General features: G+C 38.7%; 15 protein-coding genes. 3 read left to right on the forward strand and 12 right to left on the reverse strand.

What is annotated here, in order from left to right; translation table 11 throughout:
* The first annotated feature begins 49 nt into the window (after positions 1 to 49).
* The 3 genes from DBR40_RS25220 to DBR40_RS25230 are packed head-to-tail and all read left to right on the forward strand — an operon-like array spanning position 50 to position 4,279.
* Positions 50 to 2,251 carry a peptidase domain-containing ABC transporter gene (locus DBR40_RS25220; protein ID WP_124562501.1) on the forward strand — a complete coding sequence of 734 codons (2,202 nt, stop codon included), beginning with the start codon at positions 50 to 52 and terminating at the stop codon, positions 2,249 to 2,251.
* Between the two features lie 10 nt (positions 2,252 to 2,261).
* Positions 2,262 to 3,584: an HlyD family efflux transporter periplasmic adaptor subunit gene (locus DBR40_RS25225; protein WP_124562502.1), complete on the forward strand. Its 1,323-nt coding sequence runs from the start codon at positions 2,262 to 2,264 to the stop codon at positions 3,582 to 3,584.
* Between the two features lie 17 nt (positions 3,585 to 3,601).
* Positions 3,602 to 4,279: a class I SAM-dependent methyltransferase gene (locus DBR40_RS25230; RefSeq protein ID WP_124562503.1), complete on the forward strand. Its 678-nt coding sequence runs from the start codon at positions 3,602 to 3,604 to the stop codon at positions 4,277 to 4,279.
* A 94-nt stretch (positions 4,280 to 4,373) separates the two neighbouring features.
* Here the strand turns inward: DBR40_RS25230 and DBR40_RS25235 are convergent, their stop codons facing one another.
* The 12 genes from DBR40_RS25235 to DBR40_RS25290 all read right to left on the reverse strand — a co-directional run bounded on the left by DBR40_RS25235 (position 4,374) and on the right by DBR40_RS25290 (position 25,661).
* Positions 4,374 to 5,273 (reverse strand): helix-turn-helix domain-containing protein, encoded by a 900-nt coding sequence (locus DBR40_RS25235; RefSeq protein ID WP_124562504.1) that lies wholly within the window; start codon positions 5,271 to 5,273, stop codon positions 4,374 to 4,376.
* 703 nt (positions 5,274 to 5,976) lie between these two features.
* Positions 5,977 to 7,101, reverse strand: a complete 1,125-nt coding sequence (locus tag DBR40_RS25240; protein WP_124562505.1) for a metallophosphoesterase family protein — start codon at positions 7,099 to 7,101, stop codon at positions 5,977 to 5,979.
* A gap of 144 nt (positions 7,102 to 7,245) precedes the next feature.
* A complete protein-coding gene (locus tag DBR40_RS25245; protein WP_124562506.1) occupies positions 7,246 to 8,658 on the reverse strand; it encodes a hypothetical protein in 1,413 nt (470 codons plus the stop codon).
* Positions 8,659 to 8,662: 4 nt separating this feature from the next.
* Complete coding sequence (locus tag DBR40_RS25250; protein WP_124562507.1) at positions 8,663 to 11,455, reverse strand: TonB-dependent receptor; 2,793 nt, start codon at positions 11,453 to 11,455, stop codon at positions 8,663 to 8,665.
* A 131-nt stretch (positions 11,456 to 11,586) separates the two neighbouring features.
* Positions 11,587 to 11,886: a hypothetical protein gene (locus tag DBR40_RS25255; RefSeq protein WP_124562508.1), complete on the reverse strand. Its 300-nt coding sequence runs from the start codon at positions 11,884 to 11,886 to the stop codon at positions 11,587 to 11,589.
* A 512-nt stretch (positions 11,887 to 12,398) separates the two neighbouring features.
* Positions 12,399 to 14,786 carry a glycosyl hydrolase family 95 catalytic domain-containing protein gene (locus tag DBR40_RS25260; protein ID WP_124562509.1) on the reverse strand — a complete coding sequence of 796 codons (2,388 nt, stop codon included), beginning with the start codon at positions 14,784 to 14,786 and terminating at the stop codon, positions 12,399 to 12,401.
* A 23-nt stretch (positions 14,787 to 14,809) separates the two neighbouring features.
* Positions 14,810 to 16,063: a DUF2264 domain-containing protein gene (locus DBR40_RS25265; protein ID WP_124562510.1), complete on the reverse strand. Its 1,254-nt coding sequence runs from the start codon at positions 16,061 to 16,063 to the stop codon at positions 14,810 to 14,812.
* Between the two features lie 11 nt (positions 16,064 to 16,074).
* Positions 16,075 to 17,442 (reverse strand): glycoside hydrolase family 105 protein, encoded by a 1,368-nt coding sequence (locus DBR40_RS25270; protein WP_124562511.1) that lies wholly within the window; start codon positions 17,440 to 17,442, stop codon positions 16,075 to 16,077.
* Positions 17,443 to 17,595: 153 nt separating this feature from the next.
* Positions 17,596 to 19,137: a discoidin domain-containing protein gene (locus tag DBR40_RS25275; protein ID WP_124562512.1), complete on the reverse strand. Its 1,542-nt coding sequence runs from the start codon at positions 19,135 to 19,137 to the stop codon at positions 17,596 to 17,598.
* Between the two features lie 45 nt (positions 19,138 to 19,182).
* Positions 19,183 to 20,862 (reverse strand): RagB/SusD family nutrient uptake outer membrane protein, encoded by a 1,680-nt coding sequence (locus DBR40_RS25280; RefSeq protein WP_124562513.1) that lies wholly within the window; start codon positions 20,860 to 20,862, stop codon positions 19,183 to 19,185.
* Between the two features lie 55 nt (positions 20,863 to 20,917).
* A complete protein-coding gene (locus tag DBR40_RS25285; RefSeq protein WP_158674137.1) occupies positions 20,918 to 23,941 on the reverse strand; it encodes a SusC/RagA family TonB-linked outer membrane protein in 3,024 nt (1,007 codons plus the stop codon).
* Between the two features lie 61 nt (positions 23,942 to 24,002).
* Positions 24,003 to 25,661, reverse strand: coding sequence for a RagB/SusD family nutrient uptake outer membrane protein (locus tag DBR40_RS25290; RefSeq protein ID WP_124562515.1), 1,659 nt, complete (start codon positions 25,659 to 25,661; stop codon positions 24,003 to 24,005).

Genomic DNA, 25,661 nt, shown 5'->3' on the forward strand with positions numbered 1-25,661 from the left:
AAAAAGTTGCGAATAAAACATCATTTTAGGGTATTAAATTACGAGCTCTATGATTTTCAATTCCTTCCCCAACGATCGGCAATTAGATATGATGGACTGTGGCCCAGCCTGTATAAAGATGATTGCTAAATTCTATGGGAAATTTTACTCATTACAATATTTGAGAGATAAATGTGGATTAACCCGTGAAGGTGTTTCTTTTGCTGATATAAGCCATGCCTCGGAAGCAATAGGGCTCCGCACTTTAGCTATAAGATGTACTATTGAGGATTTGTTAAAGAAAATCCCACTTCCTGCTATAGTTCATTGGAACAATAGCCATTTCGTGGTTATATATAAAGCTTCAGATGCTATTTATGTATCTGACCCTGCAAAAGGGCATATTAGATACGGTATTAAAGACTTTGAAAAAAGTTGGATAAAAAGAGAGTCAAATAAGGGAGTGGTTATGGCGATTGAGCCACAAGCTGACTTTTATGATCGACAGGAAGGAGAAAAGCAGGAACGTTTAAAGACATTTGAAAATTTCCTAGGTTACTTTAAGCCTTATAAGAGCAGTTTCATAAATCTTTTTTTTGTAATGCTTATTGTGACGATTCTTCAGGGATTCATGCCATTTATCAGTAAGGCGGTGATTGATGTTGGTATTCAAACTCACGATATAGATTTCATTAACATTGTATTAATCGCCAACATTGCCATTATCATCAGTATTCTATTTAGTAATATGGTTCGGGATTGGATTTTACTCCATGTAACTTCCCGGGTAAATATTGCTTTATTGTCTGACTATCTGATTAAACTGATGCGCTTACCGATCACTTTTTTTGAAAACAAAATGACTGGGGATATACTCCAGCGGGCGCAGGACCATGAAAGGATAAGATCATTCATTATGAACAATTCTATAAATATGGTCTTTTCGGCTTTAACATTCTTTGTTTTCGCGTTAATCATGTTTAAATATAATGCGCCTATTTTCTATATATTCATTATTGGAAGCGCAATCTACGTCGCATGGGTTATGAGCTTTCTTAGCATTAGAAAAAAACTGGACAGGGAATATTTCGATCTGGTATCAAAAAACCAAAGCTACTGGGTAGAGACAATTAGCACAATTCAAGATATTAAGATCAACAATTATGAGAAACATAAGCGTTGGAAGTGGGAAAATATACAGGCAAGAATGTATAATGTCAATCTTAAGGTGTTGGCAATAACCAACACCCAAAATCTTGGTGCACAGTTTATTGACAGTATAAAAAATCTTTTCATTACATTTTACTGTGCGAAAGCAGTTATTGCGGGAGAGATTACCTTTGGGGTCATGATTTCTACCCAGTTTATTATTGGAATGCTTAATGCGCCGGTTACACAGTTCATCCAATTTGTCATCTCATTTCAGTTTGCAAAGATCAGCTTTCTCCGTTTGAATGAAATTCACCAACTGGAAGATGAGCATGAACAGGTAGGGCAAAACAGTATTGAGTTGCCAAAGAACAAGAGTTTAATACTAAACAATATTGCATTCCAATACAGTCCTAATGGAAAGATGGTTCTGCAAAATGTTAGATTAATCATTCCAGAGGGTAAGGTTACCGCTATTGTTGGAGATAGTGGTAGCGGTAAATCTACTTTACTAAAATTGCTCCTTCGGTTATACAAGCCAAGCTACGGAGAGATAAAGATCGGGGAAATGAACATTAACAACATCAGCTTGCGACAATGGCGGGAAAAATGTGGTGCAGTAATGCAGGATGGTAAAATTTTTAATGACACCATATTAAATAATATCATTTTAGATGATGAGCAAATTGACTACGATAAATTGAAAATGGCTCTTGAAACAGCAAACATATCGCAAGAAATAGAGCAGTTACCTTTGGGTTACCAGACCATGATGGGAGAACAAGGACGGGGTCTTAGTGGCGGACAAAAGCAAAGATTACTGATTGCAAGAGCTTTATATAAAAACCCTGATTATCTATTTTTCGATGAGGCGACTAATTCACTAGACACTATAAATGAAAAAAAGATAACTGATGCACTTGACAATGTATTTAAGGATAAAACAGTAATTGTTGTGGCTCACAGGTTAAGTACAATCAAAAAAGCCGACCAGATCATAGTTATGCACAGCGGCTCTGTGGTAGAGATTGGGAATCACCATTCATTAATGGAATTGGAAGGAAGGTATTCTAGTCTGGTGCATTCCCAACTAGACATTAGAAATACGATTTCATTACCCTAAACAACTTATAATGGAAACAACAAAATTCGAACAAATCATCAATAATGAGCGTAGTGAAGAGGTCCAACATATTATAGAACGTATGCCTACGAAATTCGGTTACTGCATCAGTTCAATTTTATTTATAATTTTTTTACTACTTATGGTATTCGGATGGGTAATCAGATATCCGGATATCGTGAGCGGGCAAATTGTGATTAACACTAAGTTTTCTCCAACAAAATTAGTAGCAAATGTAGCAGGGAAACTAAAACTTGGTAAAATAAAATCTTTACAGCTTGTGAGGGAAGGAGAAATTATTGCATATATAGAAAATGCGACAACACCGGGAAAGGTTTATTATATTGATAGTATAATAAAGCAATATAGCCCCAATAGTGATGCTATCATAGAAATCGAGAAAAGGCTTCCAAAAAATGCATCATTAGGGGAACTTAATGTTGCATACTATTCATTCTTAAGTAATCTTCAGCAGGTAATCAATCACAAAATTGACGGGAAATACCAAAAGCAAGAAGAAGGGTTGAGCGAAATGTTAAATGTGCAAAGTAGCGCAGTAGCAGCATCTGTAAGTCGTGTGCAGATGAGTTTGAATGCCCTAAATTTTGTTAAAAAATTTTATGCACGGGATTCCCTTCTGTTCCTCAAAAAAGTAATTAGCGAATCTGAATTGGATAAATCCCAAATGTCATACATTTCAGCAAAAGATGCCTATCAAAATTCATTGAATACGCTATTGAATGCTAAACAACAAGTCCAGCAAACTAACAGCAGGCTACAGGAATTAAGTATTGCTGAACCGGAAAAAAACAAAGAGCTTAAAATTGCCCTTATTTCCTCATACAATGAACTCGTCGATCAAATCAAAGTATGGGAGCAAAAATATGTATTCAAAGCGCCATACAAAGGAATAGTTCAGTTTTCAGACTTCTATGCAGAAAATCAATTTATTTCTTTAGGAGAAAAAGTATTTACAGTAATTCCCAAAAAGGAAAATGCTATTGGGCAGCTAATACTTCCGGCCCTGGGGAGTGGAAAAATACAGCCTGGGCAAGAGGTTATTGTCAAACTCGACAACTTTCCATATATGGAATATGGATCAATTACAGGCAAAGTAAATTCAATATCGTTGACAAGCAATAAAACTAAAGCAAATGATCATGAAATTGAAACTTACCAAGTGCTTGTTGATTTCCCCAATCAATTAAAAACCAACTACGGTACTATTTTGGATTTCAAGGCACAATCTTTAGGGACAGCTGAGATTATTACCAATAACCGAAGGCTTGTTCATAGACTGTTCGATAATTTAAGATATATCACGAATCGCTAAAAAACAACTAATTTCCCATGTCATATATAAAAAACCTGTGCTCAAAGAATGTTTTTGAATTATTACCTATTGATTGCTTTGATTTATTAGGTGGATTTGCAATGTCCCATTTTGGCCTATCTATACTTAAAAATGAGTTATTGTTGAATAAAAGAACTAATATACTGGAATTTGGTTGCGGTTTGTCAACCTTATATATGGGGCTTGTCGCCAAGAAATTCAAACTTGATGTTAGCATCACTAGTATAGAAAGTGATACCTTTTGGCTGGATAAATTGAATAGGAAACTTGAAATACATGATTTAAAGGATATTATTAAACTTGTTTATGCCCCTTTGATTCCTGATGTAGAACGAGGGTATGGAAATATGTGGTATCAAAAACTGGCCATAGATAGTGCATTAGATCAAAATAGTCGCTTTGATTTATTTGTAATTGACGGGCCACCAGCTTTCAAATCAGAAATCGCATATAGTAGATATAGTGCACTTCCATTTATCCTAAATAGGATGGATAAAGATTTTACAATTGTTCTGGATGATGCAAACCGAGCAGGCGAGAAACAAATAATTAATTGGTGGAATGAAAGATTTCAGATTTCCTTCAAGACATATGATTCAAGAATAGCTTTAAGCAGAAAAGGTCCGTTCATCAACACAGTACCTAGTTTCTTGAGTAAAAAAACCGGCACGTAATACTATTAACACATAAATAAGATCCATATGGGTGGGGTAACCCAGAACCACTCCACCCCGGAGCAGTTCCAGTAATTTAACGAAGGTCAATCATCTAGACACTATACGCTTTTTTATTAGTTTTGCTATAATTATCTATATAATCAGTGGGTGATTGTCCAATAATTCTTTTGAAAACCCTATTAAAGTTTGTCATAGTATTGAATCCCGAATTACTGGCAATAGCTGACATACAAATTGCCCTCTCTCCTGAAATAAGGCTCTTACAAGCATGATTAATTCTTATTTCGTTTAAGAATGATACAACAGTACGACCAGTGTGCTTTTTAAAGTGCCGGCAAAATGAGTGAGGGGTCATAAATACTACATTAGCTACATCATCCAAGGTGATACGGTTACTGTAATTTTCCTTTATAAATTGAATGCTTCTTTTAATACGTACATCATCACTTTCACTTACAAATAAGGAAGACAAATCCGAACACAACGGAATAATACAGTCACCGATTGACTCAAGCGCCACGATCAACTTGACGAAAGAGAATAAAAGATTAATACCTGAGGCATTATGAACAGCCAACATTTCACTAGCTATCTTTTGAATATAATCTGACGGCACCTTGAAGCCATGTTTATTTTGTGCTAAAAAAAAATTGACCTTTCTCAACTCTGGAAGTGAGAACAATGACTCAAGAGCTTCATTCGGATCAAAATAAACTGAACACACCGTTATAGAATGCTTACTATTTGGTTCAAAATATTCAGGATCACTTTTGAATAAATGAGGTATTTTTGCCCCCACAACATATATTTCTCCAGATCTAAAAGCATGCAGATCATTGCCAATAGTCAATGTTCCTTCTCCCTTTTCAATATATGTGATTTGCCATTGATTATGGGTATGTAAATATTGATAAAAAAAAGGTAATTCTATGAATTCAGACAAAACACTTTTTTTGTCTGTGACCAGCATGGTAAACGGAAGTACTTTCATTGGTTAGAGCGTTTATTTATTATTTAAGACTTATAATAACACACTAAGTGTATAAATAAGTCTCACATCCAGGCATTGTTAACATTACAACTATTGCCTGAATCCAAATTTAAATAGCCTCCCACTTAGAAACAGGGGTCTAAATCGTAAAATTGAAGGGGTATTTTAGATTATTTATATTATCTGGATTTAATTATTCAAAATATCGGAAGCTCAGCGGACAACTGTATTGCTTCGATTATCATTGCAAATCAGATAATAGGATTTAGTCGGAAAATATAAAGCTATAGACGGATAAGACCATGACAAGCTATTTCACGACGAGACAGTTGTCGACAAAAAGAAGAAAATTAGGACAAAAAGGAAAGCTACAAAAGTTATTCTAAAAAACTGGATAATAAACATTGCCAATTAAAGTCTGAACTCACTAAAGTTTGTTATTTTCTTTAGGGCCAAATTTAAGTATTTGAATATGGCTCACTTTAGTACCCATAATCGGGAATACTTTCAATATTTAAAAGTCTTTTTATTGCTTATTGAGCCTATAGTAGAAGATTTAAAAGTTAAAGGTTTTATAAAACAATTTAAAACCCGGTCAAGGTATTTCATTCCAAAAATACCTTGACCGGGTTTCTTTGAACCAAAAAACCTGACATTATAAACTTAAATAGTCACAATAACAATTGGGATCAGTTAAAATGGTTTAAGTATTTAAAAATATCGTCTTACTTTTTCCAAAAACAATCCCTTTTGGTTTTTTTGGTTTAGTATTCCAAAAACATTCCCTAACGGTTAAACGTCTGTTTTTGGTATCTAAACTAATTAACTGAAAAGACAAGCGTTTTTCATTCTTCGAAGAATATTTACCTTTCATTGGCGAATCGACCCGGAACACATTTAAATTAGCCTTTTTATGCGGTCCCTGATAAATATAAAACTCATTCCAATTGCTGTTACCATGAAAATAAACTTTTATATTAGGGTATTGTACAAGAAAATCTTCCCAGCCAGCCTGCTCTATATCAGTTGTCAGATGCTCCTCTTCAGCATTTTTTAAACCTTTGTAGTTTTCGCTCAAAAGATTTTCAAATCCTGCTCCTACTCCATTAAAATGTTTTGCCTCGCAAGTGGGTTGGTCATGGGTAAAAATAACAACAGGTGTTTTGATGGTCAAGGTATCTAAATCCTTTTTAAGCCAAATCCTTTCGGCAGAGTCGGGCCATAAATTGATAAACACAAAATGAATCCCATTTATATTTTTAACATAGTTAATTTTATCCCTTTCGTAGTTAAAACTTTCATTAGTTAAAGGTGTTGAAGGCTTCATCATTAAATTATAAATCCCCACAAAAGCTGTTGGATCTGTTTTTTGATTGGCCAATTTGCGATGCCCAATAGCATTGGAGATATCGTGATTTCCGGGTGTAATTAACAGCTCTGTTTTTACACCTTTGCTATTTGTTAACCTTAAACCTGTGATATAATCATTCTCAAACTCCTGCCACGATACACTGGCTTTTTGAATATTACCTTCCATCCGGTTGGCAATGTCGCCACCTTGTATTAAATAATCTATACCATTTACTAAACTACCTTCGTCTACGCCTCCATCTGCCGGCAATCTTAAGCCCTTAATCTTATTCAACTCACTAATCAAAGCCTGGTTCACAATATGTCCGGAAACGTTTTTGTTTCCCCTAAAATTTTCTCTACTGATACCAAAATGCGCGTCGGAAGTATAAATAAAAGTTACAACCTCCGAATCACTTTTAATTTGAGAAAATACCTCAGCATTACCAATTAAGAAACTAACTACAAAAGTTAGCATCGTTATTATATACTTTTTGCAAAGAAAAACTTTCATTTTTTCAGATTTGAAACTGTTTAAAATATGAGCTTATAATATTTGCACTCAATTAACAAGACCTTAAGGTTTAAACAGAATTTTTATTTTAAAATTAAAATAGCTTTTTTAATGGTGATTACCCGAACCATCAATTTGATAAGCACCAATATCTTTACCCGGAGGAGTAATTTCTGTTGCACCAAATTTAGGGTCAATAGGTACATCGGCTTTGGCGGTAAAACCTGTAAATCCTTTACCTACACAAGGAGACGTTAATTTTAAAGCAAAATTATAATTACCCACCACATTTATATCGGCCACATTTATACCTGTTGGCAAAGGAACGGGGCCATTGATAAACTGCGGATTGTTGGCACCCAAAATACTAGTATTAGCCACATAGGTATCGCCCGCTTTCCATCCGACAGGCAAAAAAATCGCTGGATTAGGTATATCAGTTGGCTGCGCTTCGCTAATTGCAGTGCTAATTGCCAATGAAGGGTAAATTTGATTGGCGACCGAAGCCAGATCGGCATAAGTAAAATTATAACCGTATTTTAAATTAGCCAAATCGGCAATTGGATTTTGCACCACGCGCAAACCAAACTTACAGTTAACCATTAAATTGTTATAGGCCATACCGCCAGCGTCCTGTTCAAAATTAATAGAGCCACCCCGGCCGGCAGCCTGCCTTCTGTAACCACAATTTACAATCGTGTTGTTGTACATTCTAACGTTAGAACTTGGCACACCTACTGCAGCGCCAGAATTAGAAAGTTTAGGTCCGTTGGTTGCAATACCGATACATAAGTTATAAGCAAAATCGCCAATAGTACCTGCTTTGGCATTTAGAGCTTCGCCACCAGTGGCACCACATTTTTCGAATGTATTTCGCATAATGGCAATTTTACCACCCAAAGTACGGATTGGATCATCAACACTGCCGTAAATCCACGAATCTTCGAACACAAAGATCCCTGCCGGATTTTGGAATAAAATTGGATATGGGCTTTTCGAAATGGTAGCAACAGTTCCGCTTGGTGTAGCACCGCCAAATTCGATGTGTGTCCACTTAATAATCATTTTCTGACAGGTTGGCCCAGCCATTATACCCGTCCACTTACCAGTATAAGCCGGATCTTTACTGGGATCGGAGCCTATAGCATCGGTTTTAGTAACCCCCAGCATGGTAAAGTAATTGGGTTTTTCTTTAGTACCCAGGCAAATTAAAGTACCCTGAACACCAATACCATAATTGCCGTTAAAATTAACTGTAACACCTTCCTGAATGGTCAAAGTATCATTTTTACCCACAATTAAATTACCGCAAACATTATAAGTTTTACCAGCCAACATTGTGCCTTTTACAGCAAGATCTGTTTTTCCTGGTTCGGGACTTAAACAGCCAACATCGCTAATTGGCGAAGCTACTATAACTTCGGCTTCTGACAGGTTTTTATGGTCAGCACTTTTTTTGCAGGCATAAAAAATAGCGCACAGCAATACAAAAGCGAGGATTAAATGTATTTTCGTTTTCATAATATTATAATTTGTAGCGTAAGCCTAATAAGAAACTTGGTTTAAAAAAGTCTTTCTGAACAATGATTTTATTGTCAGGATCGCTTTGCAGGTTTAAAGGCCTTGATCCAGGAGCTTGTAAATAACTATTGTAAGATTGGTGGATTTCTAAAATAAAAGGGGCATTGGTTAAATTATTGGCCTTACCATACACAGAAAAAGCTTTACTTAATTTTTTCTCAATCGAAAAATCCAGTTGCTGGGTTGGAGCCTGCCAATAATCGAGCCCGTAATAAGGGCTAACCAAAGAGATGCGTCTACCAGTATAAACAAAGGCGGCCTGAACATCCAATCCGATTTCCGGGTTTTTATATAATAACGATAAATTACCAACGTGCTCCGATTGCCCTTGAAGTGGCCTTGTTTCAGATAAGATCTCGCTTACAATCTGTCCGGCATCATTTCTATAAACCTGCAATTTATCAGATGTTATTTTAGATTTAGTGAAAGTATAGTTAGCCATTATACCAAACGGACCAACATACTTTGTAAATACTGCTTCCAGACCGTAATTGGTTGCTGCACCAAAATTCTGTGGCAAAAGCATCAGTTCGGTAATGCCAATTTTAGTGGCCACCAAAGAATTTCTTCCTGTTGCTGCGAATTCAATTGGATCTTGAATTTGTTTATAAAATGCGCCCAGCAATACCTGATCAGCATTTTTTGCAGAAAACAGTTCATATTTTAAATCGAAATTATCAGCAGTTGAATGGTTTAAACCCGCCGGATTACCTGATTCTTTAAATACTTCTCCCTGCTGCCCGTCGGGAATTAGCTCTGCAAATGCCGGTCTGGCTAAAGCCCGGTAATAGGATAGCCTAAAATTCTGATCTTGGTTTAAGCTATACTTAAAAATTGCACTTGGCAGGAAATCGGTATACCAAATTTTACCGCTTTTAAAAGGTACAGAAGTAGGCAACTGCGTATCATAGTTTTGATCTGTATGCTCTATCCTTAAACCTCCTAAGGCTTCTAAGCGTGGGGTAAGTAGCCATTTACCTTGAATATAACCGGCAATAATATTCTCTTTAATGGTATAATTATTTCCACTTTCAGTAGAAAACAGCGCATCATCTGGCGTTTTAAAATTGAAAATGGCATTGTCAATTCCCGTATATACTTCGCCAACCAATGGCGACAAACTATAAGAATTATAATAATTTCCACGGGCTTTATTCCTTTCTACACCACCAATTTTCAATTCAAATTTCCGGTTTAAAAGCTCAAAATTATTGGTAAAGTTTACATAAGCAGAATAATCGCGATCATCATTATGTGCCCAGGTTCTTTTCATTGGCTGTAATTTGTAATCACTCTTTGTAGCTGAGGAAGAAATGGGATACTCGTAGGTAAACTCTGCCTGATCAGGAATATGGTTATTCGCATCGGCATAAGCCAGAGACCAGTCTAACCTGCTATTTTTAGCCAATTGATGATTACCCTGAAGGGTAGAATTATAGATAGACTGATATTGCCACCTGCTTCTGCTAATGGCATCTACTAACGAGTTTAATGCAATGGTATCGCTGATTAAGCGGGTTTGATAATCATCTAACCGAACAAATACGTTAACTAAAGAAAGTTTATTTCTATCGTTTATTTTATAATCAAACTTACCGGTTACACCCAAACGTTTAATTTGTTGAGAATAGGAACGATCTTGCAATTCGATAAATTGGGGAACATTGTTAACAGCAGGTTGCGCATTGGGCAGAAAAAATGTCGAATTGTTACCTGTAAAGCTATTTTGATAGCTACCAGAAACAATAACACCAAACTTGTTATCTTTTCCAAAACGGGTACCGATAGCCAAACCTATATTCGTATTGATCGGGTTATCCCTTTTCCTATCGAACCTTAAATTATTTAGGGGAAAATCGGCTGGGGTAGCTCTGTAATTTACGCCATTTACTTCACTAGGTGCTTGTTTTGCAATGATAGTGGCATCGAAACCGACAAATGGACGATTGTGAAAAACGGTATTATAACCCTGATTAAAATTTACGTTAAACAGCGTTTTATTCGGTGCATCTTTCATCACCAAATTTATGGTTCCACCAATGGCATCACCTTCCATAGCAGGAATTAAGGTTTTACTTACTTCAACTCTTTCTAATAATTCTGCAGGAAATAAATCCAAAGGTATAAACCGGTTCTTGTTATCCGGACTCGGAATTTTGACTCCATTCACCAGGGTATTGATGTAACGTTTTTCCATACCCCTGATAATTGGATACCGACCTTCACCGGATGAACTTCGCTCTATTGTTACTCCAGAAACCCTTTGCATTACATTGGCTACTGTGATATCGGGTGAAAGTTCTATGTTTTTGGCCGAAATAATATTGACCAATTGATTGGCATTTTTTTCGAGTGTCCTGGATCTTTTATCACCTGATTGCTCTTCGCCGGCAACATTAATGGTATTGAGCTCTTCAACACTTGATTCGAGCTCCACATTTAAATTAAGGCTTTGATTTTGCTTAAGGCTAATGTTTAGCTTTTTAGTTTTATAGGAAACGTAATGTATTTCTAAAACATAATCACCAGATTTTAAATTTTTTAACTGGTAGTTACCATCCAATTGTACAAAAACAGCCTTCCCATTGTCTTTTAAAAAAACTGAGGCACCAATTACAGGTTCTTTGGTAACAATATCTGTAACCTTACCCCTTATGGTTTGGGCATAGCCATTTGAGGCAAACAGCATAAACAAAAATAACAGCAATAAACTGCCGAGATGATAAAGGTATTTCATAAGCCTTTTTTATTTTTTTTACAAAGAGAGCTTATGAAATCTGTAGTAATTCTGATTTTCAGAACTACTACAAAAAGATTAATTTATTGATAATAAGAAATTAACATACAGACAGGCATTTGAACGAGGAGCTAATATCCCATTACTTCATTTTCGTTTGTAAAATTGGTAATGAAAGCAAAATCATCAACAGGAGAATTTACAGAAAATCTTAGGCTAGCCAGTTTAGACCAATTGTTTTTTATACCTTTTGCTGAAAATATATCTAAACCACCCATTCCAGGTAGTCCCCTACTGGAGTAATATAAAGTACCATCTGCTGCAATGTTAAGGGACATTTCGTCCTGACTGGTATTAACTCCTGAACTCGCACTCTGAGGTTTCCCCCAACTACCATCGCTTTGCAACTGGCAATACCAGATATCTGTCATAAAAGATAACCGGTAAAACACCGAGTGACTATCGAAAAGAATGTATGCGTTCCACCTATGAGTATTAAAAGGAACAATTTAGGTAATTGCTCGGCAGTCAAATTCGTGTACAGTTTGGTCCGAAACGGACTGCCAAGTTTCGGATTCTTCCCCAATTTTGGTGGTTTTAGTTGCTAAATGCTTGAATGCATCTAATGAAAGTATTGGATATGATGCTCTAAATGCAGCTATCATGTCACACCTAGATTAATAACCATTCATTTTTAACCCGAAAAAGAAATTTACCCTGTTAAACAATTATTCCCCAAAATTTGAGGACTTGAGCATCGTTAAAAACTTTTGTTGCACTCATAAGCTAAATTATTGACCACCAAAATTGGGGAAGAACCAGTTTCGTTGAAATACACAATATGATGTACCGCCCTGAATTTACTTGTCGTTTGGTCTAATACGGGTTTTGCTTTAAATAACTACTGGTTTGGCAAATTCAACTAATACAATCAATAGAGATCTTAAAATCGAATCCGATACCTCCTTCCTTTCTCTGTATCAAGTGTTTTAAAACTTGTTCTATACCTCAATCGGCAACTTCCTCCCTGTTTAGCAAATATCTCAAGGAATATGAGTTTCCCGGTTTGCCACTTTGCACTAATTTCGAAACCACCACGAGCAACCAGCCCCGAAAAACTGCCATCAGGCCACTCTAGCGGTAAGGCAGGTAATAGTTCGATATATCCTTGATGACTCTGCACCAACATCTCGGCAATGCCTGCCCCTCCGCCATAATTTCCATCAATTTGAAATGGCGATGCACATAAAAGATTAGGATAAGTACCTCCTTCTCCGGCTTTCAGCATGCTGGCCGGGCGGAATAGCTTCTTTAACGCCTCGTATGCCAATTCACTTTTCCCCAATCGTGCCCATAAATTTATCCTCCAGGCTAAAGCCCAGCCCTGGCCTTCGTTCGTTCGCATTTCTAAAGTCTTTTTAACAGCTTCAACCAATTTAGGGGTCCGATCTAATGTTATACTACTACCAGGGTATGCAGCAAATAAATGCGAAACATGGCGATGGGTAGGTTCTTCATCTTTCCAGTCGTGATACCATTCCTGCAAATTACCCCCCTTGCCAATTTGATAGGCATAAAGTTTGGCTAAGGCAATTTTTACGCTCAACTGCATAGCTGTGTCTTTATTAAGTATGGTAGCAGCCTGTAAAAAATCAGCAAACAGCTCGCGGATTATAGCTAAATCAGCAGTTGCACCATATAGCGTTTGCCCTTTATAGCCTTTATCGGTTACATAAATGTTCTCCGGAGAGATGGTCGGAGCAGTAACTAGGTTTCCATTCTTATCTGAAACTAAGAAATCCATGCAAAATTGCACTGCACCTTTCATCAATGGATAGGCTAGTTTTTCTAAGTAAATTTTATCATGGGTAAATGCGTAATGCTCCCAAAGATGGGTAGACAGCCAATTACCTCCCATCGACCAGGTAGACCAGATGGGGATACCTTTACCAAATGCGCCAACCGGATTGCTCATTGCCCATATATCACTATTGTGATGGGCCACCCATCCGCTGGCATTATAATAATTTTTAGCTGTAACGGTTCCTGTTTTGGCTAGGCTGGCAATAAAATCGAACAAAGGTTGGTGCATTTCCGGCAAATTTCCGGTCTCAGCTCCCCAATAATTCATTTGTAAATTGATATTGGTGGTATAATTGCTAGCCCATGGTGGTCTAATGGCTTCGTTCCATATGCCTTGTAAATTATTGGGTACACCACCCGGCCTCGATGAGCTTAGAAGTAGATACCTACTGTATTGATAGTAAAGAGCAATTAAACCATTATCACTCTTATCTATTGTAAATTTGTTTAAACGAGCTGCCGTGTTTAAATTCCCCGCTCCACTGTAACCTAAATTAAGTTTCACACGGTTAAAGTATTTACGAAAATCTTTGGTGTGTTGTAATAAAATCCCTGTATAGGTTTGCTGTTGTGCTTTTGTAAGGTAAGTTTGTGCAATAGCTTTTTCATCCTTTCCATCAGTGGCAGGATTTTTATCCGGACCATTGTAACTGGTAGCAATAGATAGAAGTAAAACAGCCTCGGTAGCGTTTGATATGATTAAACTGGTATCGCCAGTTTTCTGCATTCCGTCGGTTTTTAACACTTTCAATAAGGCCGTAAACCTCATTGTATTTTCATCATCGAAAACAATGGTACTCGGAAGGTGCGAACGGAAATCTTTCTCTTTATGTGATAAAGACCTACCATTAAGACTAAGTACTTGATTGCTAACTAATGATTTGGCCTTTAGTAAAGAATTGAAACGGCAGGCAAAGTCTAACTTGTTTTTTCCTTTGGCAGTTATTCTAATTACAATTAGCTGATTGGGATGAGAGGCAAAAACCTCTCGCGTATAAACAGTTTCATCACTTGTAAATACGGTTTTGGCAATTGCATTTTGAATATCTAGTTCTCGACGGTAGGCGCTAACATCCTTAATATTTTTAAAATCAAGAAATAGGTTCCCAAGTGGCGCATATGATTCGCTATAGCTGCCCTGCATAAACCGCATAAGCGAATCAGCCTTTTTGTAATTTTCTTGAAATAGTGCTTCTCTAATCAGGCCTAAATAATTCTTTGCATTCGGGTTCATGTTTGGATCAACCGGCGCACCACCCCACAAGGTCGATTCATTTAATGATAACCTTTCGGTTTGGGTTCCACCATATACCATGGCGCCCAAACTACCGTTTCCAAGTGGAAGCGCATCTACAAACTTTTCTGCAGGTTGGGTGTACCATAATTTTAAATCCTGCTGCTGTGCAAAGCAAGCTGAAGATATAAACAACAGAAAAAGACAGATGTAAGTTTTAAATGAGTTAAACATTTGTTTTTAGCTTAAAGTTAATATTAATTGCCCGCAGCATGGTCTTTTAAAAAAGCATTACCTGTCCAGGCTTTCTGTGATGTCCATAGTCCGGCAGGGGCTGTCCAGAATGTATTATCGGCCGGTAATCCCAGTGGTAAAAAACCAAGAGTTGCCATATAAAGGCTTCCTGTGCAGGTGTAAGGATCGGCAATTTCTGGTTGGTGACCATTAAAGCCCAGCACTAACCAGCCTTGTTCATCAAAATTCTGGTTGCCCGCGTACATATTTTGAAATACTTTTGTTAGTGCACACCTTACCTGCGCCGGACTTAATTCATTTGGTAACTTCTCATCTAACGCTACCTGCGCCAGGGTTTGAAAAGCAGCTGTACGATAAGTTACACTTCTACCTATAGGAGGGTATTCGCCGGTTGAGGAAATCATCCGTTCGGTAATTTGAGCATAACGTACAGCCCGGTTAGTTACCTTAAACAATTGTGCTTCAGCCATTTTTTTCTTGGCTACCATCACTTTTAAAATATCCATCATCATGGGGTGGATAACGTAAGCATTGTAATAATCTGTACTGAAACTAGCTCCGTCAGAATACCATCCGTCTCCAACATACCACTCATTTAGCTTGTTAATAGCAGTCATGGTACGATAAGGTTCATACTCCTCCCCCACGCTCAATAGCCAGGCCTCTTCAATAGCCTGAAACAAAAGCCAGTTGTTGTATGCGCCGGTTCTGTTTCTTAACGACTTAACTTCTGCTATGTACCTTTTCTGAGTGGTTTCATTTAATGCTTTCCAAACATTAGGCGCTCGTAAAAAGCCTTGTACAACATAGGCTGCATCTACAATTGGTTGTGCATCTGTTCTGAAGTTAATGTAATCGGCACTTAGCGGATCTACAGCATTAGTTAAAGCCTGGATTGTCTCTGACTTAAATCTTGCCCTTAATTTTCCTTCTTCCGTATCATCATCAGGCAGGTTTAACCATGGGGCAATGCCCGCAAAGGTCCGGCCTAAAGCTTCGGTATAACCAACTTCTTTTACATTATTATAGTAATGAGGGGCTACTTCAGTAGCCATATTTTTTTTCAGGGTATTATTAGCCAGGTTATGGATAACGGGGTAAGCTATTTTATACAATGTTTTTACCCAAAAGGCCCTGTCCTCTACCCCCGTGGCTACCGCATTTGTTTTCGTTTTCTTCCCTGATTGGGCACGGCTGGCAAAATTTGTTACTAAAAACGTAACTCCTATTAAAAAGGCATATTTAAAGTTGTTCATACCTGATATTGTTATTTAGTATTGATTTCGAAAAATTGATTGGTTCCGGCGTTAAGGCTTGCGTTGAAGTGTATTCCGGTTATCTTTTCTCCTTCATAACTTGTATTTAAAGGTACAATTTCACCAGTAGCAGCATTTCTTACTATTAACTGGCTAGCTTCTTTTACCTTTAACTTCTTTACAATACGAGGCCAGGCCACTTTTATGGTTTGCTCGGCTTGGGTTGAAGCCCCATTATAGGCTTCAGCAATGAGGCCATTACCCTGCGTTAATGAAAGACGAAACATTTCGCTCCCTGCCAGGAGAAACGCACCAACACCAAAAACATCAGTATCTTCATAGCCTACCTTATCTGGTGCAGCTCCCTGGGCCTGTACAAAGCCCAGCTTCCCGTCAGGGTGTACAGCAGATTTTAATGCATCCCAGGCCTTTGAAACAACAGGCTTATATTTTTTAGCGGGGATAATTCTGTTATTTATTCCCCAAGCCATTGCATAACAAATAAATCCCGTTCCGCTTGTCTCTTTGGTAGGATAACTCCCGGGATCGAGCAGGCTGGCATGCCAGCTTCCATCTGCCTGCTGCAATGAAGCTAATTTACTGGCCATATTTGTAAACAGTTTCACTAACTTATTGCGCTGAGGATGATTTTCGGGCGTTACAGACAGCAAGCGTGCTAAACCTCCAATCACCCATCCGTTACCTCTGCTCCAGAAAACCTTAGCTCCGTTTTTCTCTTTTTTATTAAAATAACGGCTATCTCTGTAAAAAAGACATTCGTCTTTATCATATAGGTAGGCGGTAGATTTCCACCAAAGTTCGATTGATTTGTTGAGATATTTTGCATCTCCTGTTGCCTGTGTTAAATAGCCCAATGCTGGCGGCCCCATAAACATGGCATCACACCAGGCCCATTCGCGGGTGTAAATATTATTTTTCCATTCTAAACTTTCTAAATGCGGTAAAGTAACAATGGTATCGGCCAGGGCTTTAAACTTTCGGATATATTCGGGATTTTTATAAACTGTATACAGCTGCGAATAAAGCTGGCCAACACAATAGTCATCGGCAAAATAACGGTAACTTCCCGTATCCCATTTATTATCCGCACCAACCCTTTTTAATTTGTTATAATATTGTTCGTCATTGGCTAGTTTAGCCCAGGCCATCATGCCTGCATACATCGCGCCACTGGTCCAGTCTTTTTTCGGGTTTTTCCATCCCTGGGTTTCCAAATTTTGCCATTGCCAATCCGCCACTTTTTTCATTTGATAGCAAATAGAGTCGTCAGCTAATAGTTTACGTTTACCGCTGGATTTTGTTTGTGCCAACAAATTAATTTGGGTAAAAAAGAGCAGTCCAAATAGGATTTTTTTCATTGTGTGTTTTTAAGTATTAAAAAAAGGAATGACAGGCAAAAATTAATGCCCATCATTCCTTAGCATTATAAGATTTTATCAAAAAGTAGCGGTTTTTCGAGGCCCGGCATCAGATACCGCTAAAATTTATGCCTTACTCATTTATCGTTCTTATTAGTTTTTATAAATCCCGAGTTCTGCAATACATGATTTATTAGGTTCTGCAGTGTCATAATTCGACTTTACCAGCACCTTAAAATACCTGAACGTTTTTGTCGAATCAAATGCCAGTTTAGATGCCGTTTTAACATTTGGCACCACATAGTTCCCGGTCGATTCCCAATTTATATTATCGGTACTGATCAACACTTCAACGTTTTTTACCATTCTGTAAACATCCTGACGTTGGTTAATTGTAAGTCCATCCGCCTGTAATTGCTTGTTCATATCAATAATCAGATAATGTGGTAAAATTGCTGCAGGCTGCGAAAATTTGGCAAACCAAAAGGTGCTTAAGTTATCATCAATTACTTTTAAGCCTTCGTAAGTCGCTTCTTCCGAACTTACATTAATTACCCTCCAAGCAGATTTATCCGGTCCCGGGGTTATATTAATAACAGGAAGGTTGTTCAAAAAGTTAAAATCATACGTTGTATTTGTAACTACCCCATTTTCATGAATCAGTTTTACTTTCAATTCAGCTGGATTATTTGCTTTATAGGTATTATTCATTTCAGTCATTGGTAATTCCACATAAAAACTATCCGTACCAATTACATCAGAACGCCAGGTAACCGCGTTATAATCTTTATTCACTCCTACACCTTCATTATTATAATTAGGATCCAGGTAATAGGTAACATTAGTAACCGCAACGTTGCTGGTAAATCTGCCTGAAGCAATAATGGCTCCTTTAGTAGCTGAGTAGGAAGCATACATTCTCTTAATACCAGCTGTTACAGCACCATAGTAAGTAATGGGCGATTGCTTTTGAAAAATCTGGTTGGTATTTAAAATAGCACAATCTGCTTCGGTTAAAAATGTAGGCGACTTACCATAAGTTCCATTACCACTCCCCATTAAAGAAGTACCATAATTGGGGTCATTTATTCTCGATTCCCGCTGCCTGTTGTGTGGTAAATTTAAACCATGCCCCAGCTCGTGTGCTAAACCACCCTGGCCGCCCAACACCACCCCATCCTCTCCTTTATCTGGCCAGAAACAATACTTGCCATAGCCAACATAAGGATTGTCTATTTTATTATCCGGACTGATAATTAAGGTATGTTCGCCGGATTTCTCTCCTGGATGAGCAGTGAAGTAACCCTCTACTTCCGTAATAATACCTGTTAAGTTAGCGTTTGTATACTTATCGGCTGTTAGCTTGGCAGGTATAGTTACAATTTTAATTCTGGTTTTGTTTAGTTTGGTTAATAAACCAAAAGTTTTAAATCCGTAACCATTTGCCTGCATCTGGTCACCATAAAATTTAGCTAATTTGAGCAAAATTTCACTTAACCTGCGTTCATATTCAGGTTTTGCCGGATTATCGGTTGGCACAAAGTACACTACATTTAAGTTATAAGTATGATCGCTTGTAAAACCTGTGTCAACCACTGCGACAGGAGTTGATGTTTCAACAATTTCTACTGGAACGTTTTTTGTACAAGCCGCAAAAAAAAGCGGCAGGCACAACCATAGGAATGTTTTTTTCATTTTGGGTACATTAATAGGTTGATTATATTGATTTACTATAAGGCTTTACCAGCCTGGGTTTTGATTCTGACGACCAATGCCCGTATTTGCATCTACTTCGTTTTGTGGTATAGGGTATAGATACATTTTAGGAAGGAACACCTTGTTTTCGATCAGGGAAGAAGTATAAGTGGTAGCGGTTCCATCCCTGCTTACTCTTATTCCACGCAAAGGTGCACCCAATGTAGTTTCTCCAATTTTCCACCTGCGTACATCCCAAGGGCGGTGACCTTCAAAAGCCAGCTCAATCCTTCTCTCGTTGCGTATCCGCTCCCGCATTTGCGCCTGAGACAAACCCGCAGGTAATACCGGCATCCCTACCCTTGTTCTGATAGCGTTGACTGCGGCGTATACCGATACATCTGCACCAACAGTTTCATTACGGGCCTCGGCATAGTTCAACAGCATTTCTGGCAAGCGGAAAAATATCCAAAAATGGCGGGAAGTCTGGCTATTGGTTAAGTTGAGTGCCGGATCGAGGAATTTTTTAAGGTAATAGCCGGTTACGGTACCATTGGTCTTATCTGGTCCATCCGCGCCCCCGCGGGTAACATCAATCACCCGTCCGTTATAAGTTAAACCATCACGTAAAATAGTAGCATCCAATCTTGGGTCGCGGTTTAAGTAAGGCTGTAAAGGGTCATATCCCGAGCCTGCCTCGCTAATCGGCTTACCAGTTGTTTTCATTTCAAATGCATCCACTAGGTTTTGTGAAGGTCCTACTCCCCCACTTCCCCTATCAAAGCCTACGGCATAATTTCTCAACTCCAGATAATTCTGGTTCGATTCGTTCTGTACCCAGATCATTTCCTTGTTTGCATAAGGATTTCCCCGGAAATTGGCTTCGTAATTGGCCATGTTGTTACTGATTGCCGTAAGCGAAAAAGGGGCAGTACCATTAGCAAAAGGTAAGGCTGCTGCTGCTGCAGCTTCCCATTTCGAGGCATCATTTGAAGGATTATTCAGCGGGCTGGCAGCGTAAAGCAATACCCTTGCCTTTAAAGCCTGTGCCGACCATTTTGTGGCCCTTCCATAATAGTTTTGAACATTTGATGCAGTATAATCAACCGGTAAACGGTTAAAGGCAGAATCGCAATCTTTTAAAATGAGTTTTACACCATCGTCATAACTGGCCCTCGGAGTATTTGCATCTTCTCCTACATTAATTGTTTTGGTAAGCAAAGGAACACCGCCATATCTCTTAATCAGCTCGGCATAAAAGTAGGCTCTTAAAAAATATACTTCACCAATCAGGCGTTGCTTCTGTACCTCAGCCGTGATGTTGTTGATAATGATTGGTGCACCATGATCTACGGTATTTACCTGGCCTATCTGCTCAAAGAATTTATTGCATTTGCGGATACCTGTGTAATAATAGTTCCATAAATTATCGGGGTTATTATCTGCGCTCCAGGCACCGGTACCAAACCGCTGTACCTCTGCAGAGAGGTTGTTATGCTTGGCATCATCGGTAGCTGTTTCTATAAAAGTGGTACTCGAAGTGGCACTAAAACCACTTTGCAGCGTAGCACCATAAATATCGTTTACAAACTCTGTTACATAATTGATTTCTGTAAAAATCAGTTTTTCTGGTACCAGAATTTCAGGTGGGCTGTCCAGCAAGCTTTTTTTACAAGAAAGCAGCATTGCGAAAGCACAGATCAGGATAAGAATACTTTTTTTCATTACAATATATTTTTATTGATGTATGGTCAATTGACCATCATGATTAAAACAAAAATTAAAAGGTGAACTGTCCACCTACATTCACAATACGCATACGTGGGTAATTTCCGATTCCTGCACCCGACATTTCCGGGTCCATCCATTTTACCGGTAGTTTATCCATGATAAAGAGGTTTGAGCCATTGACGAAAATTCGCATGTTATCAATCACTACTTTCCCTTTATTGCGGATTGCGGTAGAAAATCCTACTTCTACATTTTTCAATTTCAGGTAGTCGCTTTTATAGATCCAGAAATCCGAGGCCTGATAATTAAGTGCGTTGTTTACCACAGAGAGACGAGGAAAATCTGCCATTCCAGCTGTTTCCGGTGTCCAGCGGTTTAACACGAATGTGCTGGGTTTAGCACCGCCCTGGAATCCCTGTGTGCTTACATTGCGTACATCTACCACACCACCTGCAGCTCCCTGAAGTAGGAAAGAAAGGTCGAAATTAGCATAGCGGAAACCTCCACGGATACCATAAAAGTATTTAGGCAAGCTGCTTCCCAGATACGTCTGGTCATACACATCAATCAGATTGTCGCCATTCTGATCTTTGTATTTCATATCACCGGCTTTAACCGTACCAAATAATGGTAATGGAATGGTTTTATTTGCCGCAGGCATAGCGAGTTCGTTGTTGATCTTTGTGGCTTCGGCTACCGTGTAAAAACCTTCACTGATCATTCCAAATACACTACTTGTTGGTCGGCCGGTTCTTTTCAGATAATCGTAGGGACGAAAAACTTCGTTGTTAAATACCAGTGTATTTTCTGTCCATGATCCGAGGAGGGCAATAGAGAAACCAATTTTGTTCTTTTCATAATGGTAAGAAAGTTCCCCCTCCAGGCCTTTATTATCCATAACACCCTGATTGTAAGGTGCAGTAGCAATCCCCATTGTTCCTGAAATAATTGGCGTGGTTAAGATATCTGTTCTTTTCTCTTTGAACATATCCACCGACAACCTGAAGTGCTCTTTTAAAAAGTAAAGGTCGAAACCTACATTGGCCTGCCTTAAAGTCTCCCAGGTAACATCTGGGTTGGCCAGTCTGGCCTGCGTTCTTCCACCTAAACTAGCCGGGTTATTGCCAAATACATAGCTGGCACCGCCTGTATAAAAATTCTGGTACAGAAAACGCTGTGTTCCGGCTCCGGTAATATCGGCATTGCCGGTATAGCCAAATGAACCCCTGATTTTCAAGTAAGTGATAAAACTCTGATTTTTCATAAAAGCCTCTTCCGAAACGATCCATCCAGCAGAGAAAGTAGGAAAGAAGCCAAAACGTTTACCTTCAGGTAAATTTTCTGAACCACTGTAAGATCCATTAAATTCGAAAAGGTAACGCTGATCAAACACATAACTCAACCGTGAGGCAAATCCCTGCGAAGCGTATGGAAAATCAAAACCGTTTCCATTCTCGTAACTCTGGTTGTAATTAAGAAAACCTTCTACCCTGTGTTTTCCAAATTCGCGCTGGTAAGCCACATTGGTATAAAAAGTTGTCCGTCTATCTTGATCATTAGATCTTGATACCACATTAAGCAAACCTTCGGTCCCAAAACTCTTATAGGTATTATCGGGCTGTAACTGATAAACGGCAAATGTTTTGGTACGCCCGCCATTGGTATAAAAATAATTATCGAAAGCGAAGGCACTATTGATGGAAAGTCCTGGCGTAATCATATCCAGTTCATGCTTTAATTTAATGGTTCCAAGGAAATTGCGCCTAAACTCTGTAGCATAACCTGTGCTGGTTAGCAAACCATAAGGGTTATTCTGAAACTGTGAAGTACCACCAATTTTATCGTCAGGATATTTTACCGGAAATTCATTACCTGGAGAGGTAGAAATTGCATTAAAAATTGTACCAGTACCAGTCCCCGGATAATTTCTATCTTCTAATCGTCCTGAAAGATCAAGGGAAAGCAATAACCGCTTAGTTGCCTGAAAATCGAGGTTTGTTCTAAAGTTATAACGTTTAAAATCGATGTTGTTAGTAAAACCAAACTGCTCTTTGTTTACATCGCCATTTTTAAAAATGCCGCCCTGGTGCAGGTACCCCATCATCACATAATATCTAAAATCGTTGGTCCCACCCCTAAACATCAGGTTGTAACGCGATTGACTGGTGGTTTTCTTTAGCATTTCATCATTCCAGTTTACGTCTGGATTACGCATCTGGTCTCTGCTCGGATTGTTATAGGCATCGATCTGTGCTTGCGAATATTTTGCAGGAAGGCCATCGTTAATTGCGCCTTCGTTATAAAGCTGCATGTATTGCTGTGCGCCCAAAAAATCCGGCGAAGCTCCGGTATACTGCAATCCGCTTTGTGCCACAAAAGAAACTTCGCTGGTATTGGCCAGTCCTCTTTTTGTGGTGGCCAAAATGGAACGCCCTGACCCCCTTATGCCAAAAGCTCCGTTTGCCGCATTATCTTTTAAAATGGTAACCGTTTCCAGTTCCAATGGATCTATCTGCTGGATATCTCTCTCTATTCCATCTACATAGATTAAGGGTGAAAGGGAGTTGTAAGAACTAAAGCCTCTGATATTAAAAACAGCGCCGTCATATCCGGGTTCACTGCTGCCCTGTCTGGCAACCAATCCGGCAAGGTTTCCGCCCAAAAGATTGGAAGAGTTCGGTTCCGGATTTTTCGACAGCTGCGCACCGCTAACCGTTGATACTGCAGCAGTACTGTATTTCTTATTCTGGCTCATCCACGGCAGCTCGATACTGCCTTCCCAAGGTTTTAAGGCATCGAGTGTGATGGACATTTGATCAGTTTTTGTACTTACAGCAGCATTTTTAGTCAGGTAATTTGCTGCGCGTATCGCAATACTATCAGTATTGTTCAATACAAGCAATACTTCCCCTTTTACATTGGTAATGTCTTTTTTTCCTGAAGAATAAACCTTGATCCCAGCACCGGCTACTGGGTTTCTATTCTGATCAACTATGGTAATCCGGATTTTCTGTTGTGCCTGTGCATGTATAACGCAAACACAACTTAAAAATAGTACCGTGATAATTTTCAAACAACGCATGTATAATATATTAAGTCTGATAAATTCTGATTATTAATGAGGTTACGGATAGTTAAAACCATCCTGGATTTTGCTTCAGCTCTGGTGATTTAAAGATTTCTACCTCAGGTATTGGATAGAGGTAAAATCTTTTCAGAAAACTTCGTTTTTCGAATGCTGTACGGCTATAGCTAAAAGTTCCGTTGGCATTTTTATTGATTTTAAATCCATAAAAAGAACCTGCATCCAAACTTTCAGCCATTAGCCAGCGGCGCTCATCGAAAAGGTTTGTTTCTTCGAAAGCAAATTCCAGTATCCGTTCCTTTTTTAACTTTGCGGCAAAATCCGCTTGATTTAAACCAGTTGGAAATGCGGGCATACCTGCTCTTGTACGTACCAGGTTAACATAGGTGTATGAATTGGCATTAGGACCACCTTCAAATTCGTTCTGTGCCTCCGCATAATTCAGGTAAAGTTCTGCCAGCCTGTAAAATATAAAGCGGGCTGCTCCCTGGTTCTGTGCGGTTGCACCCACATATTTTTTTTGCAACATACCGGTAATGGTCCGGTCTCCGTTGTAATCTTGCCCGCCGTTAATAAATGGCTCAAATGTTCTTCCGGCCCAGGCTACACCATTGGTTAAAATGGTTTGTAATAAACGGGGATCGCGGTTTTTATAAGGATCCTGCTCATTATATCCTGATGTTGGATCGGAAATAGGCTTTCCATTAACCATATCGTACATATCTACCAGATTTAATGTTGGATTGGATTGGGATGGCCCAGCCACCTGGTTTGCATGAGAGAAGATTACTTCTTTATTATTGGCATTACCCCTTACATTGATAAACATATCGCCATAATTACTATAAAGCTGATATTTGATCGCTTCTGCAGCATTGGCATCTATAAAATCCTTAGCAGCATCCATAGCTGTTTTCCAGCGCTGAATGTTATATGAAGGATACTTAAATAAAGAATCAGGACAATTCGCATCGCTTACATGCGGGTGGTTGGCATTAAATAACGGACTTGCGGCATATAACAGCAACCTGGATTTCATGGCCATACTCGCCGATTTGCAGGCGCGACCAAAATCGGTGGTGGCGTTCGGCCATATCCAGGGCAGGTTGGCCGATGCATAATCTAAATCTTTGAGGATAAATTTAACCGTTGCATCAAAACTCGAACGTTTTAATTGCTTGCCAAATTCAGGTTTAATGTCTTCGGCATCGTAGATCCAAACCGAATCGATAAGGGGTACGCCGCCATAACGCTTTAAGAGTTCGAAGTAGGCGAATGCACGTAAAAAGCGGTTTTCGGCTTTAAAGTAAACCGCATTTGCCGGTGTAAACTTCATGTACTTCTCGTTCTTTATGAAAATATTGCATTTACGTATCATTGGATAATAAGTACCATAGGCATTATCAACATTGCCCGCACCACCGTTGTAGGCATTTACATTGTATACCTGAAAAGGTGACCATTGTATGCCCTGTTCCGATTCGAAACAGCCATCAGCTAACTGCCCGTTATTTCTATTGAGCTGGTTTGAAGGCATACTCGCGTAAATATTGGCCAAGTACTGGCGGCACTGCAGTTCGTTACTAAAAACTGTAGAATCGGTTGTGGTTACATTATTTGGAGGTGCTGCTAAAAATTCTTTCTGGCAACCAGCAATCCCAATGCCCAAAAGAATGACAATGAGGATTTGATATATTGTAGTTTTCAT

The sequence above is a fragment of the Pedobacter sp. KBW01 genome (assembly GCF_003852395.1).
GTDB lineage: Bacteria > Bacteroidota > Bacteroidia > Sphingobacteriales > Sphingobacteriaceae > Pedobacter.